General features: G+C 58.6%; 11 protein-coding genes and 6 pseudogenes. 9 read left to right on the forward strand and 8 right to left on the reverse strand.

Annotated features, from left to right (window positions below; translation table 11 throughout):
• The first annotated feature begins 18 nt into the window (after positions 1-18).
• The 8 genes and pseudogenes from QP803_RS10910 to QP803_RS10945 all read left to right on the forward strand — a co-directional run bounded on the left by QP803_RS10910 (position 19) and on the right by QP803_RS10945 (position 4,167).
• Positions 19-660, forward strand: coding sequence for an HD domain-containing protein (locus QP803_RS10910; protein WP_284947774.1), 642 nt, complete (start codon positions 19-21; stop codon positions 658-660).
• Between the two features lie 83 nt (positions 661-743).
• Positions 744-924, forward strand: a pseudogene (locus QP803_RS10915) (IS6 family transposase); the annotation flags it as partial.
• Between the two features lie 15 nt (positions 925-939).
• Positions 940-1,530: pseudogene (locus tag QP803_RS10920) on the forward strand (hypothetical protein); the annotation flags it as partial.
• Between the two features lie 88 nt (positions 1,531-1,618).
• Entirely contained in the window at positions 1,619-2,005 is a 387-nt protein-coding gene (gene tnpA / locus QP803_RS10925) for an IS66-like element accessory protein TnpA (RefSeq protein WP_284947775.1), read from the forward strand.
• Positions 2,002-2,349, forward strand: a complete 348-nt coding sequence (gene tnpB / locus QP803_RS10930) for an IS66 family insertion sequence element accessory protein TnpB (protein WP_284945633.1) — start codon at positions 2,002-2,004, stop codon at positions 2,347-2,349. Before tnpA ends, tnpB (QP803_RS10930) begins: the two co-directional genes overlap by 4 nt.
• A 69-nt stretch (positions 2,350-2,418) precedes the next feature.
• Positions 2,419-2,802, forward strand: a pseudogene (locus tag QP803_RS10935) (transposase domain-containing protein); the annotation flags it as partial.
• A 39-nt stretch (positions 2,803-2,841) separates the two neighbouring features.
• A protein-coding gene (locus tag QP803_RS10940) for an IS3 family transposase (RefSeq protein ID WP_284944463.1) occupies positions 2,842-3,989 on the forward strand; the annotation gives its coding sequence in 2 pieces (ribosomal slippage) (positions 2,842-3,100 and positions 3,100-3,989; 1,149 coding nt in all).
• The gene (locus tag QP803_RS10945) at positions 3,946-4,167 is read left to right on the forward strand and encodes a transposase (RefSeq protein WP_434082916.1); all 222 of its coding nucleotides are present in this window, start codon (positions 3,946-3,948) and stop codon (positions 4,165-4,167) included. The genes QP803_RS10940 and QP803_RS10945 overlap by 44 nt, the downstream gene beginning before the upstream one ends.
• 156 nt (positions 4,168-4,323) lie before the next feature.
• On the opposite strand, the gene tnpC is transcribed toward QP803_RS10945, so the two are convergent.
• The 3 genes from tnpC to QP803_RS10960 form a co-directional block, all read right to left on the reverse strand.
• Positions 4,324-5,919, reverse strand: coding sequence for an IS66 family transposase (gene tnpC / locus QP803_RS10950; protein WP_284944418.1), 1,596 nt, complete (start codon positions 5,917-5,919; stop codon positions 4,324-4,326).
• 65 nt (positions 5,920-5,984) lie between these two features.
• Positions 5,985-6,338: an IS66 family insertion sequence element accessory protein TnpB gene (gene tnpB, locus QP803_RS10955; RefSeq protein WP_284944419.1), complete on the reverse strand. Its 354-nt coding sequence runs from the start codon at positions 6,336-6,338 to the stop codon at positions 5,985-5,987.
• On the reverse strand, positions 6,335-6,907 hold the full coding sequence (locus QP803_RS10960; protein WP_284944420.1) for a transposase: 573 nt from the start codon (positions 6,905-6,907) through the stop codon (positions 6,335-6,337). Before QP803_RS10960 ends, tnpB (QP803_RS10955) begins: the two co-directional genes overlap by 4 nt.
• A 131-nt stretch (positions 6,908-7,038) precedes the next feature.
• On the opposite strand from QP803_RS10960, the pseudogene QP803_RS10965 reads away from it, so the two are divergent.
• Positions 7,039-7,266: pseudogene (locus QP803_RS10965) on the forward strand (IS3 family transposase); the annotation flags it as partial.
• A gap of 55 nt (positions 7,267-7,321) precedes the next feature.
• On the opposite strand, the gene QP803_RS10970 reads toward QP803_RS10965, so the two are convergent.
• The 5 genes and pseudogenes from QP803_RS10970 to QP803_RS10990 all read right to left on the reverse strand — a co-directional run bounded on the left by QP803_RS10970 (position 7,322) and on the right by QP803_RS10990 (position 13,429).
• Positions 7,322-9,571: an FAD-dependent oxidoreductase gene (locus QP803_RS10970; RefSeq protein ID WP_284947777.1), complete on the reverse strand. Its 2,250-nt coding sequence runs from the start codon at positions 9,569-9,571 to the stop codon at positions 7,322-7,324.
• A gap of 604 nt (positions 9,572-10,175) precedes the next feature.
• Positions 10,176-10,478, reverse strand: a pseudogene (locus QP803_RS10975) (DDE-type integrase/transposase/recombinase); the annotation flags it as partial.
• A gap of 34 nt (positions 10,479-10,512) precedes the next feature.
• Positions 10,513-11,271: pseudogene (locus QP803_RS10980) on the reverse strand (IS5 family transposase).
• Positions 11,272-11,364: 93 nt separating this feature from the next.
• Positions 11,365-12,393, reverse strand: a complete 1,029-nt coding sequence (locus tag QP803_RS10985) for a sensor domain-containing diguanylate cyclase (protein WP_284947778.1) — start codon at positions 12,391-12,393, stop codon at positions 11,365-11,367.
• Positions 12,394-12,601: 208 nt separating this feature from the next.
• The gene (locus QP803_RS10990) at positions 12,602-13,429 is read right to left on the reverse strand and encodes an IS6 family transposase (RefSeq protein ID WP_284947779.1); all 828 of its coding nucleotides are present in this window, start codon (positions 13,427-13,429) and stop codon (positions 12,602-12,604) included.
• Positions 13,430-13,642: the final 213 nt, after the last annotated feature.

Below are 13,642 nucleotides of genomic sequence, written 5' to 3' on the forward strand. Positions count from 1 at the left end.
TTCATCGGAGAGACGGACATGTCGTTGATTATAGAAGGCGTCAGCATCCCGGACAGCGGGCTGGCGCGCGCCATCACGGAGGTAGTGAGGGATACGGAATCGCCGCTGCTGTTCCATCATTCCAGCCGTGTCTTCTACTGGGGTGCGCTGTCCGGAAAACATCGGGGCCTAGCCTTCGATCTGGAGCTTCTTTATGCGGGCGCAATGTTTCATGACATGGGGTTGGTGCATCAGCACAGCAGCCATGACGAGCGGTTCGAGGTGGATGGCGCGAATGCGGCGCGGGACTTCCTACGTGGCTACGGGATTGCTCAGTCCGACATTGACACCGTCTGGACGGCCATCGCCCTGCATACGACGCCGGGTATTCCCAAGCACATGCACCCCGTCGTCGCCCTCGTCACCGCCGGCGTCGAGATGGATGTGCTCGGCCTGACCTATCCTGAGTATGACGAGGCCGAACGCCATGCGGTGGTCCATGCCCATCCGCGCACGACGCATTTCAAGGAGCACATCATCCAGGCGTTCTACGACGGCATCAAGCATAAGCCGGACACGACGTTCGGCAATGTGAAAGCCGACGTCATCGCCGACAAGGAGCCGACGTTCAAGCGCGGCAATTTCTGCAGCGTGATCCGCGGGTCGGCCTGGGCGGGGTGAGGCGCCCGGCTCTGGTGCAAAGATTCTCTGGCGTGGCATTGTCTTGCGTCGCGGTTGAGGCAAGGTGGAACGGTGGCTAGTGTCTGGGCTTGGACACGCTGTTTAAGGGTCGGCATTGTGATCGAGAGATCATCATCCTATGCGTTCGTTGTTATCTCCGCTTCAAGCTTAGCTTTCGCGACCTAGGTAGTTGAGATGATGGCAGAGCGTGGGCTGCCGCTGGCGCACACCACGATCATGCGTTGGGTGCGGCACTACGCGCCGGGTTCCAGCGCTGCCATTCAAGTTGCTGATCGCTGGCACCTGATGGAGAACGCCAGCGCCGCATTCCTGGACACGGTGCGCCTGTCGATGCGCGCCGTCCGACATGCCTTGGGCGCGGCGACGATTGATCCGGCCCTGCTGACCGCAGCCGAACGGCTCCAGTATGAGGGTTTTCTGCGGCGCGAGGACACCCTGCGGCAGATCCTGGAGCTCAAAAAGGCCGGGTCCTCGATCAAAGAAATCGTTCGTCGCACGCGGCATAGCCGCAAGCTGGTGCGCCAGACCCTCCGGGGTGGCCACGGTGACGTCTTCCGTATTCGTCAAAGCTCCCTGGAGCCTTACCTGCCTGTGATGGATGTCGAGTGGGCGTCGGGCTGTCGCAATGGCGCCGAACTCTGGCGCAGGCTCGTGGATCAGGGCTTTCGCGGGTCGCTGCGCGTCGTCAGCGAATGGACAACCCGGCGTCGGCGCGCGGATCAGATGCAGGTACAGGGCCTCCGGAAGGCGCCCTCTGCCCGCACCTTGGCCCGATTGATGGGCATAGGGCGCGATCACCTGACCAAGGCAGACACCGTCATTGTTGCCGCCGTCGAGGCGGGAGTACCGTGAGCGTCCGGTGAGCTGGTTTTGTTTAGGTGCGAAATTAGCACAAGTTACGTCACAGATGATTCATTTGTGACGTAACAGGGTACGAATGGCCAAGGTTGAGATCCTGACGGGCGCCGAGCGACAACGTCGATGGTCGACAGAACTGAAGCTTTCGATATTGCAGGAAGCATTTTGCGCAGATGGCACCGTTTCTGATGTTGCGCGCCGGCACGACGTTCTTCCGCAGCAGATATACGCATGGCGAAGGAAGTTCTCGCGGCCCAAATTAAAGTCTCCGGAAATCGCATCGTTCATCCCCGTTTCGCTCATCGGAGCGTTGGAAAGCTCCAGCGAGGGCTCCAAGCGAAGTGGTGGCCGGTCGAGATGCAAAGACGTTGAGATCGTCCTGAAGAATGGTCGCCTACTCAGAATTGCAGCGGACATGGATCTCGAGGTGCTGTCGTCGCTTGTTGCTTGTGTGGAGGCAGCATGATCGGACTTTCTGGGAATGTGCCGGTTTATCTGGCCTGCGGCGTGACCGATATGCGGCGTGGCATTGATGGGCTTTCTGCGATGGTCAAGGCGGTGATGAATGAAGCGCCGGGGTCCGGCGCCGTCTTTGGCTTCCGCGGGAAACGTGCTGATCGGATCAAGCTTTTGTGGTGGGATGGCCAAGGCTTCTGCCTGTTCTACAAGGTTCTTGAGCGTGGATATTTTCCTTGGCCGACGGCTAAAGACGGCGTTGCCCATCTGACGCAGGCTCAGATGTCCATGCTTATTGAAGGGATCGATTGGCGTCGTCCGGCATGGACTTCGGCTCCCGCTCGAACCGGATGAAGCCTTATTTGCGGGGAAATCCAGCCAAAATACTGGTACTCCAAGTGCAAATCGGCTAGGTTTGCGGGCATGGAAACGACGCCGCTGGACAGTCAGCCCGAGCTATTAGCATTGCGCATGCTCGTCGCTGATCTGGCGGCGAAACTCAGCGAGCAAGAAGCTGAAGTCAGCAAGCGCGACTCAATTATTGGGCTTCTGCGCGCACAGTTGGAACTGCTCCGTCATCGGCAGCACGGCGCGTCTTCGGAGAAAATAGACCGGCAGATCGAGCAGTTCGAACTGATGCTAGAGGAGATCGAGGCTTCCCGCGCCGAGGGTGAGGCGCGTTCTGGAAAGCTCCCTTTGCCGGAGCTGGACGGCGCATCCGAGAAGCCGAAGCGCAAACCATTGCCCGACGGCCTTCTAACGGAAGAGCGGGTCTATGCAGCACTGAGCTGCTGCCGGTTTGGTGGACACCGAGATTAAGGTGTTTCGCGAGATTGGAGGATGCAAATGACGCGACGACAGTTCAGCCGGGAGTTCAAGCTGGAGGCGGTCCGGCTAGTTAATGAACGTGGGATTTCATTGGTGCAGGCCAGCCGGGACCTGGATGTGGGCGAAAGCATTCTGCGACGATGGATCAAGGAGGTTACCTCGGATCCTGGGCAGGCATTTCCGGGCCAGGGCCAGCTCAAGCCGGATCAGCAGGAGATAGATCGTCTGCGGCGTGAGGTCGCAAAGCTCAAGGCGGAGCGCGATATCCTAAAAAAAGCCGCGGCCTACTTCGCGAGGGAGTCGATATGAAATTCGGCTTCGTGGCGAAGCATCGAGGGATTTGGCCGGTGCGGTGGCTTTGCGAGGCGCTCGGTGTCTCACGCAGTGGATTCCACGCCTGGCTCACCCGATCGCCCAGCGCTCGGGCACGCAGCGACGAAATTCTCGGCGCGCACGTCAAGGCCAGCTTCGTCGGCAGCGACCGGACCTATGGCGCCCGGCGCGTCTGGCATGACGTCCTGGCCGAGGGTGACGTGTGTGGCTTGCACCGCATTGAGCGGCTCATGCGCGAGCAAGCCTTACGGGCCCGACCGCGCCGCAGAGGCCTGCCATCCGACAAGGGCGAGCGGAACGAGGCGGCTGCCAACGTGCTGGACCGCCAATTCGTAGCTACAGCACCGAACCAGAAGTGGATCGCCGACTTCACCTATCTTTGGACGGCAGAAGGTTGGCTCTACGTGGCTGCCGTCATTGACCTTTTCTCGCGTCGTGTCGTGGGCTGGTCGATGAGCGTCACGATGACAGCTCAGTTGGTGGCCGACGCGTTAATGATGGCGATCTGGCGCCGCGGCAAACCAGATGCGTTGATGCATCATTCGGACCAGGGAAGCCAATACAGCAGTGAACAGTTCCAGAAGCTCTTGGCAGATCATAACGTTAGTTGCAGCATGAGTCGGTCAGGGAATGTCTGGGACAATGCGGCAATGGAGAGCTTCTTCTCCTCGCTGAAAACTGAGCGAACAGCCCGCAAGGTATATCGCACGAGGGACCAGGCTCGAGCCGACGTATTCGACTACATCGAACGGTTCTATAATTTACGCCGACGCCACTCGACCATCGGCTATCTCAGCCCTATGGAATTCGAGCGGAACAAAGCGTCAGGCTAAGGTGCGTGTCCACCAAACCGGCAGCAGCTCAATGGCCGCGATCCGGGCCGCCATCATCGAGCCCTGGTCGAACGGCCAAACCGAAGGTCAGATCACCAAGCTCAAGCTCGTGAAGCGCCAGATGTATGGCCGCGCAAATCTCGATCTGCTCGAAGCACGGCTGATCGGCGCTGCATGACACTGTCCATCAGCGAAATTGCGTCAGAGCCCCACTTGGGAGCCGATGCACAGCTTGACGAGTACGTTGGCCGTTTTGTGCACCGTGCAGCGCTGATGCCGGTAAGCGTCGGCCAATGGCCGCGGTCGTAGCGGTTTGATCGGCTTCAGCGTTGGATTATGGTTTCCATCGCCATGGCAGAAGCTCATCGATCCTGTGAATAGGATGGTCGGCGATCCTTCCGATGATATCGGTTAAATAGGCCTGAGGGTTGATGCCGTTCATCTTGGCCGTCTCGACGATCGTGTACATGCAGGCGGCGCGCTGTCCGCCAGCGTCAGAGCCGCAGAACAGGTAATTCTTTCTTCCGAGGACCGGAGGTTTCATGGCGCGTTCAGCGGCGTTATTGCTGATCTCGAGCCTGCCATCCGTGACGTAGCGGGTCAGCGCTTTCCAGCGTGACAGGGTGTAGCGGATTGCCTCGGCGAGAGAGCTCTTGCCGCTGATCCGGAGGAGCTCTGTTTCGAGGAATTGCTTGAGCTGCTCCAACAGTGGCTCGGCGTGTTCTCGCCTTGCGAAGGCGCGCTGGTCGGGCGGCTTTCCGCGGATGTGCCCTTCGACGGCGAACAGAGCCGCGATCCGGTGAAGAGCTTCAAGGGCGATCGGCGACCCCGTTTGATGGTGCACGTCGTAGAAGTGCCGCCGGGCATGGCTCCAGCATGCGACCTCGACCAGCGGGGCGTCACCCAGTGGGGTCGTCGGCTTGTAGAACCGGGTAAATCCGCCGTAGCCGTCGGCATGCAGGAACCCACGATAGGAGCCGAGCAACGCTTCCACATGGACGCCCTTCCGGTCTGCCGAGTAGTGGTAGAATGCCGCGGGCGGCACATCCGATCCCCAGGGCCGCTCGTCCCGCACCGCGACCCAGAGCCGTCCCGTCCTGGTCTTGCCCAGACCCGGCGAGAGCACCGGAACCGTAGTGTCATCGGCATGGACAGCGACGCCCGCACGGACATGACGACCGATGGCTTCGGCAAGAGGCGCCAGCAGGAACAACGCCTGTCCTATCCAGTCGGCGAGTGTCGAGCGGTCCAGTTCCACCCCTTCACGGAGGCTGATCCCCGCCTGGCGGTGCAGTGGGATGTGGTCGCAGTATTTCGACACGACGACATGGGTGATCAGTCCCGGCCCCGGGCGCCCGCGCTCGATCGGCAGCGTGGGCATCGGCGCCTGGACAATCGTCTCGCAAGACCTGCAGCTCAGCTTGGGGCGAAGATGCCGAATGACCTTGAAGCTGGATGGGACGTATTCCAGCACATCACGCTCGTCCTGCCCGATGCGGCTGAACACGGTGCCGCCGCAGCCCGGGCAAACCCCGACTGGGTCGTGGGTGACGATTTCACGGGGTAGATGCTCGGGCAGCGGCTTGCGCACCGGATGTCTGCGCTCGGCGGCACCAGGTCGACCATGCAGGGCCGTGACAGCCGCTCTGGCCCGGGCTTCACTTTCGCCCGCATCCTCTTCGAGGTCGCCGATCAGGAGTTCGAGCTGCTCGATGTCTCGGTCAAGCTTCTCGGAAGACTGTCCGAACCGTGCCCGCCGGAGCTTGGCGAGCTGCATCTTCAGCTTCTCGATATGGAGCGCCTTCGCATGGATTTCTGCCGCGTTGGCAGCGATCTCGACGTCCTTGCGCGCCAATTCCGCCTGCAGGGTTTCAGCAAAAACCCGCAACGCATCTGGATCTGTCGGGAGAGGATCACTCGCCAGGGACATGCCACCATTGTACCGGACCCGGCCACTCGGGTACAGCCTTTTCAGCGCGGCGAAGGCAGTTTCCGCTAAACCGCGACCGGCGTGCGTGGCGCCTCCGGTGCGACCGTCCGGCGCCAGTCAATCGCCTCGATCAGGAGAGCCATCTGGGCGGGCGTCAGAACCATCCCGCCATCGACGATCGGCGGCCAGATGAAGCGGCCGCGTTCCAGCCGCTTGGCAAAGAGGCACAGGCCCGAGCCATCGTAGTAGAGGATCTTCAGGTAGTCGGCTCGCTTGCCGCGGAAGATGAAGACATGGCCCGAGAAGGGATCGACGCCCAGGATCGGTGCCACCTGGGCCGCGAGACCATCGAACCCATAGCGCATGCTGACAGGACGACACGCCAGGTAGACCCGCGTGCCCGCGGCAACCTGGATCACGATAGGCTCCGCAGCACGGCCAGCACGCGGCGGAGCGCCCCATCATCGACGGTCGCATCCACCCGCAGTGTCGTGCCGCCCGCCATGTCGATCTCGATGATGCTCGGTCGCTCATCCCTGTCGCGCCGCGGAACGGCCCCCCGGGGCCGCCGCGAAACCTTGGCAATGTCCATGCCGAGCGTCGATGTGCCGCGGGCCTCGGTAGATGGCTGAACCTTGGGCTTTGGAGGTCCGACAATCCCGAGCGGGATGAAGGTGACCGGCACCTCCACGGGGGCCGCCTCTACGGTGTCCGGCCGCCTGCGCCGCGATGGGACAGAGGATGTCACCATCGTTTGTGCCTTCGCCATCCGGCGCCATCGATAGATGAGGCTGACGTGGATACCGTAGCGATGCGCTAAGTCTGGAGCCCGGACCCCTGGGCCAGATGATTCCGCCACGACCCGTGCGCGAAAGGCCGCGCTATAAGCTGGCCGTCGTTCAGAGACGATCTCGATCCGAGACTCAGAAGTTGCCACAGTGGCTGCCACAGTCGCAGCTTCAGTGGTTGAGATTCTCTCGCTGTCCATACAACAGAAGAGAGCGAAAACCCTTCATTCGGACAAGGCGGCCATCACCGGTCGCTTACTGATGCCGCGTGGTCGGCGACACCTCGTCGAGTGCCTTCCAGAAGCCCTATGGCAGTCGATTGGCCGCTCTCGGTGCCATCGCGTCCATGAGCCGGACGGGCTGCGGCTACGATAATGCGCCAACGGAGAGCGTCTTTCATACGCTCAAGGTTGAGCTCGTACGGTACCGACGGTGGAACACCCACGACGAAGCGCGGCGCGATCTGTTCGCCTATATTGAGGGCTACTACAATCTCCAGAGGATCCATTCCGCCTTCGGATACCTCACTCCCGACCAAGCCGAGCAGATGGCAGCCTGAACCTGTGTCCACGCAATTGGGGGAAGATCGAGGGCTTCCTCCCGCTGCCCCAAGGTCAAATCCTACTGGCTTCCTTCAACGAAAACTCGAGATTGAGTCCTAATCCTTCGTGGGTTTCAATGCCGGTGGCAAAATACTCGTAGATTGGGTCGGTGAGGGAGTTCCCAAAGGTGAATCTGGCATCGGCAATGTGCCAGGACCGCTTAATTCTCAAATCCGTCACGCCTACGCGTGTAATAGCGGTTTCCGGCGAGCCGACAAGACCGATCATGTTATAGACGGCAAGGCTCGCGAGTGTCTCGACAGTCTCGTTCTTCGGCAGCCCTGAAACGAAATCCAAGGCCGCCGTGAGCAAGCTCAGACCCGCCTGCCTTGGCGAAAGACGTTCGGTCGAGATCCTCCAACTTCCCGCTATCAGAGGTAGTGGTCTGACGGCGACGCCGTGTTCACCCGACGGAAGTCCAGGTCTTGTGACCTGAACCTCCTCGGAACCCAGGTTGACGGCAGCGAATTTCTTCGGAAATCCGTAAACCTCCCGGCCGGCGGCGGTGGCTACGTCGTTGTCGAGATAAATCGCAAGCGGGAATATGCCGAATCTCGGTTTACGGCCGGATATCATCGAGATGTCAGCTTCGCGCACAAGAGCGGCTATGACACACTCGTTGTAGGCATAAACGGCTCCGGTCGTGTCATGGTCGGCGCTGACATGGCCGTGATGGAACACGCTCAGTAGGACCTGATTTTCAAAACGGGGCAGCAGGATCAATCCAGGGGGGAGTTCGGCTTGTACGCGCGAACAATGGCTTGGCAGCAGGAACGCTGAAGCGACCACGCTTTTAAAGCGGTATGGCGGAGGCAAAACAAGAGAATGAGTCCGCGGCATCGCTCGGCGCATAGGTGCAGCAGCCAGAATGGACTTTTCTGTAGCGCCATCGCAAATAAGCTGCGCCGCTTTGAGACCCGATTCGGTCGCCGCATCGACGCACGGCAATGGAAACGAGTTTTTAATCCATGCCCCCGCAAGAAACAGATTTGAAATGGGACTCTGCACGGTGGGCCTGAGGGCGAGCTGACCCGGAATGGTCAACGGGTAGCGATGGACCGCCGCGTCATTTCTGCGTATCACGACGTGCTGCTCTGCCGGATCGTGGGAAATAGTAAATCCAACAGTGCGTAGATCTTGGAAGAACTTATCTTTCAGATCATCATCGCTCCAGCTCTCATAACCTGATTGGGGTCCCGTGGCCATGATCTCAAATGGCAGCGGCCGATTGCCGGCCTTCCCGCGCACGCGGGTCATCGGCCCTAAGATACTGAACGGCGGAGGTAAGCCGTTGACGATTGTATCTATGTAAGCCGGAATCGGGTCTTCCTTGAACCAGGCCTGGATCGACATGCTCGATACAGTGGTCAGGCTATGAATCTGCTTGAAATAGGGCAGCGCTTCAAGGCCGCCCAGCTTAAGCGATTTGAAGTCCTCCAACCCGAGGGCAAGGATGAAACTGTCGCCGTTCTCAGTGAGGACTTCGCCCGTTTCCGTATTCTCCATGAGGACGTGACTGATCCGGTCTCCGGCGGGCGTGGGCTGCACATCCGTCAGTCGATGCTTAAGATGAAGTCTTCCGCCCAGTTTCTGAAAATACTCCACGAGTGGCATTATGATCGCATCCCGCGACGGGAAATTGAAAAACAGGAGACCAGGTCTCTTGAATATGCGATATAGGGAACTGATGCCCACCGTCGCGGAGAGATGATGTGGCTCATTGAAGCCGGCGTCATAGAATTGCTGCACGAAGTTACTTTGCAGTATGGATTCGGGCAAACCGATCAACCGCCCATACTCGCGGAGGTCGAGCGCGTCATATTTATCCAGCGAACTGAATCCTCGCAATTTCACGTCATAGATGATCCTGGCAATAGCGGGGAGTACTTGGCGTAGAGAGATCTTTTCGGAGGTACTAAAGCCGCTATACGTCAGAAAAAACGTTCTTGGATGAAATTTACGGATTGCTCCCCGCTCGAAGACAAAGATATGCTTTGGAGCGCGGGTAAAGTTGCTTAGGGCATCGGCCCTTTTGAGGAGCGGCAGAATAGATTCGTAAAAGTCAAAGAGAGAGTGAAGACCGTGCTCTATCGGATAGCCATTTTCATCCCAACTCGCGAGTTGCCCACCGAGTAATTTATCGTCAGCCGCTGTATAAAGGTCCACGTCTAATCTTGGGGAACGCTCTTTGAGTGCGATGCCAGCGGCCAAGGATGCGATCCCGCCACCCACAATGACAATGCGGCGTGCCTCAACGTCCATGGAATAGGCAGAGCAAAGGATGCGATGGATCGACCCGGTTCCAAGGGTTCACAACGTCATACGCCCGACCACGTCTAGCCTCCCTAAATGCTTTCAGCCCGCCTCCAATGCGCAAGAGAGCGATGAATGCAGGAAAGCATAAAAATCATCTGAGTAATATGCCATATCGAGGCATTTGCCCGCTGTCCACAAGATGGCTGGAATTTTGGCATCGGCGCCATGGCGTTACCTTTAGGTACGGCTTCCACTGTGGCCATGACTAGGAATGACCAGACCACTTCCGTCACAAACCTCTTCCAATGTGATACGGTGGAGCTCACGGCGTGAGACCGCTTGGAGCAGGCGCGCGTCACGCTAGCGCTTGCAGCGCAAACCGCGGGTCATACCGATACCCATAGGCTCCCGGAGCCTTACCAGGACGATCCGGGGGCCAAGGTCAGCTACAAGCTGATATCAGCCAGCAATCGGTCGATGTTGGCATTCTGCTCGGCCGTAACTTCGTCTATCGGCGCTCTAGGATGGAAGAATTCCAAGCCTTGACGAGGCATTGTCACGTTAACTGGGGAAGCCCAGGCGTAGCCCGAGCGCAGGTATAGGGGAGCGATCACCCAACGCTTTGCGCGCTCGTGTCCTGTGTCCACTTCTTGAAGGCTGTTGCACACGCAGCACGATAGCGGCTCGCTGTCATCAGATGGCGCCTTGGGCGGAAGTTCCCAGAGATGAAAGCGTGAACGGTCAGGAAACGCTGTGCCTGGCGCATCGACTTGAATCGCTGCATCTGCCGCTCTCGCCTTCGGGTCGGCCGATGCGAGTTCTCAGCGCGGTTGTTCAGGTAGCGGCTCGCTCGATGCTCGACGTTCGGGAGCAGTTCACGCTTTGCCACACCGTAGCTCTTTAGCTTGTTTGTTATCAGGACACGCGGCTCATACTCAGAGTGCCGTTCAAAACCATGATGTGAGTAAGCGACTACAGATGATAGAGCACGCGAGCAAGGTGAAGGCGAGATAAATATCGGTACTGCGTTCGTAACGGACCGTGAGACGGCGAAACCGAGAGATCCAGGCGAAAGTCCGATCGACGACCCATCGGTGTTTTCCCAGATGAGCGCCGCTCTCGATGCCTTTTCTAGCGATGCGACGTTTGATGCCGCGTTGAGTGCAGGCTCGGCGATAGCGCATGTAATCGTATGCTTTGTCAGCGTGGAGTTTGCTCGGGCGGCGTCGTGGGCGTCCCCGCTTGCCGCTGATGGTCGGAATGGCGTCAAGGGGTGGCTCGAGCATCCGGCTGTCGTGAAGATTAGCGCCACTCAGCAGGACGGCGAGTGGAATACCCTGTCGATCCGTGACGATGTGCCGTTTTGTGCCGGGGCGCCCGCGTTCCGTGGGGCTTGGCCCTGTCGTTTCACCCCCCTTTTTTCGGCAATGGACGCGCTATCCATGCAGGCACGGCAGCAACTCACGATGCAGACCGTCCCATATGCCGGCCATCTGCCAGTCCCGAAGACGTCGCCAGCAGGTCACGCCAGACCCGCGCCCCATCTCTTGAGGCAGCATCTCCCAGGGAATGCCGCTCAGCAGAACGAACATGATCCCAGTCAGGGCGGCGCGATCGGAAACACGCGGGCGACCGCCTTTCGGATGCAAAGGAACGAGCGGTTCTATCAGCGCCCACAGATCGTCAGAAACAACAGGAGAAGCCATACAGCTTCATCCCTCATTCAGCTCTCGCGTACAAGGGTTTTGAAAGGCGCTCTTAGCTAATGTTTTGATCTATCAACTTTGTTCGCCCTGGTATCACGTTCTTGCTGGTTTAGCAACTGCTGAAACCCTCATATCGACGATATGATAGCGCCCGCGACCTGTCACTTTAGCCACATACAAAGCGTTGTCCGCAGTGAGCAAACTGGCGTCGAGACCGTAATCTCCACGAACTATTGCAACCCCGATGCTAACACCGATTTCGGGAGAATGATCGTCAATTTGATAAGGACGTCCAATCGCCATAACAAGATCGCGGGCCAGGTTTTCGGCCGTCGACATGATGCTAATGCCATCACGTAGAACGACGGCGAACTCATCTCCCCCGAGCCGAGCTACATGGGCTGCCGCGGGTAGGCTGATTTGAATACGATCGGCGACTTGCTTAAGCAAGGTATCTCCAACGGCATGCCCAAGTCGATCGTTGATATTCTTAAAGCCATCGAGATCAAGATAGAACAGAGCGATATGGGATTCATCGCGCGTCTCCTCCAGCATTTCCTGCAGGCGTCGACGGTTACCAAGACCAGTGAGTGGATCGTGCTTGGCCAGAAACTCGATCTGGGCATTCCGCTCCGCTAGCGCAATTTGGCGCGTGCGGGCCTCGAGAAGCTCGACCACCGTTGCTGCCAAGGCCGCTAGAATAGACCTATCATTTATCGAAAACTCCTGGTGCGATTCTGTATCGAGAACGCATAACGACCCGACGCATGCACCTGATGGAGCAACCAGGGGAGCTCCAGCATAGAATCGAAAATGTGGGGGCATGGCAACAACGGGCGCGTTCAGGAAGCGTGGATCCCTTGACGCATTAGCTACCACAAAAACTTCATTACTGCGGATTGTTTCATTACAAAACGCCGTGCTACGCGGCATTTCGGTTGCATCGACTCCGAACTTCGATTTGAACCAAAATCGATCATGATCAACGAATGAAAGCGTGCAGACCGGCAACCCAAAAATGGATGCCACTAGTTTGGTTATGCGATCGAAATTCGGCTCGGGAAGCGTATCGATAATATCGTAACGTTGCAAGGCGATCTCTCGCCGTTTTTCTTCGTCCATTATTTCACAGAATGTTATTTAAGCAAAATTGCAAATTAACTCAGCATAAAGAGAAGGATCTTACAATATATTAGAGTTTACCGATAACGGTGCTGGCCATTTTTATTTTTCTATAACAACATTGTGATATCGACTTTACCGATCACTGGATGGGTTCTGTCAGCTCTCGCGCCAGAGATCTTGTCTTTGGCAAGGGGCACGTCGGGATTTACGCGTTCTGCATAATGTTGAGCGCAATGAAGGTTGCTTTGGCGAAGCGGGCGCGGCGGAGAGAGGCGGAGACGATCTGGTTGTGACGGCGACGAGGGCGAAGAAGAGTGCGGAGTCCCATTGTCCTCGGCAGAAGCGATCGGCAGCCTCGTGGCTTTTTAAGCCCCCGCATACATCGGATCCTACCTTTGATCTCGCGATGGTCCTGTTCAAGGCGATTATTCAGATAGACACTGGTCCGGTGCTGCACGGTCTTGCCCAGCACGATGCGGATCGCTCTCGGGTAGGAGCCATGACCGTCTGTCGTAACCAGATCCGGCCGAATGCCCATGGTCGCCCGCGCCGAGCGGAAGAAGGCCTTGGCCGCCTGCATGTCGCGATGCTCGCTCAGCATCGCGTCGATCAAGTTTCCGTCCCGGTCGATTGCCCGGTAGAGGTAGCACCACCGGCCGCGGACCTTCAGATAGGTTTCGTCAACATACCAGCTGACGCCGGCTGCGCGCCGGGTCCCGTGACGCCGTTTGCGCAGCGCGTTACCCATGATGGGCAACAGCTTCACCTCCCAGTCGCGGACGGTCTCGTGGCTTATCTCGATCCCGCGCGACGCCATAATCTCGCTCAGGTCCCGCAGCGTCAGCCGGTAGCGCAGCCGGCAGAACCCCACGAAGGCGATGATGTCGCTCGGCAGGCAGGCCCGGTTCAGCACCCCACCGCTGCGCTCGTTGAACTGCCGCCCGCAATCGCGGCATCGGTATCGCCGGTAGCCTCGTGCCGTGACCTCCCGGCGTTCATTTACCGCCGACGAGCCACAGCCAACGCAATCCATCCCGGCGCCCCTACCTATCGTCCAACGCTCAGTTTACCCGTTTGGTAGAGACATCCAACATTTCCGCTCGTGGCGCGAGGACTGACAGAACCGATCGGATACGCGACATATCAGCGGACCGCCAATAGGATCACGTCCCGCTCGAAGTGACTGCCCTTGAACTCGATCATCACATGCTCGCCGCTGAAACCCTCGCCGGCAAACATGCGCCAA

Origin of the sequence: Acidisoma sp. PAMC 29798 (assembly GCF_030252425.1) — a bacterium.
GTDB lineage: Bacteria > Pseudomonadota > Alphaproteobacteria > Acetobacterales > Acetobacteraceae > Acidisoma > Acidisoma cladoniae.

Coding starts and splice junctions, on each gene's coding strand:
- tnpA (WP_284947775.1), top strand. CDS start 1,619: ATGGCCAAGGTTGAGATCCTGACGGGCGCCGAGCGACAACGTCGATGG.
- tnpC (WP_284944418.1), bottom strand. CDS start 5,919: ATGTCCCTGGCGAGTGATCCTCTCCCGACAGATCCAGATGCGTTGCGG.
- QP803_RS10985 (WP_284947778.1), bottom strand. CDS start 12,393: ATGGACGAAGAAAAACGGCGAGAGATCGCCTTGCAACGTTACGATATT.
- QP803_RS10910 (WP_284947774.1), top strand. CDS start 19: ATGTCGTTGATTATAGAAGGCGTCAGCATCCCGGACAGCGGGCTGGCG.
- QP803_RS10970 (WP_284947777.1), bottom strand. CDS start 9,571: ATGGACGTTGAGGCACGCCGCATTGTCATTGTGGGTGGCGGGATCGCA.
- tnpB (WP_284945633.1), top strand. CDS start 2,002: ATGATCGGACTTTCTGGGAATGTGCCGGTTTATCTGGCCTGCGGCGTG.
- QP803_RS10960 (WP_284944420.1), bottom strand. CDS start 6,907: ATGGACAGCGAGAGAATCTCAACCACTGAAGCTGCGACTGTGGCAGCC.
- QP803_RS10990 (WP_284947779.1), bottom strand. CDS start 13,429: ATGGATTGCGTTGGCTGTGGCTCGTCGGCGGTAAATGAACGCCGGGAG.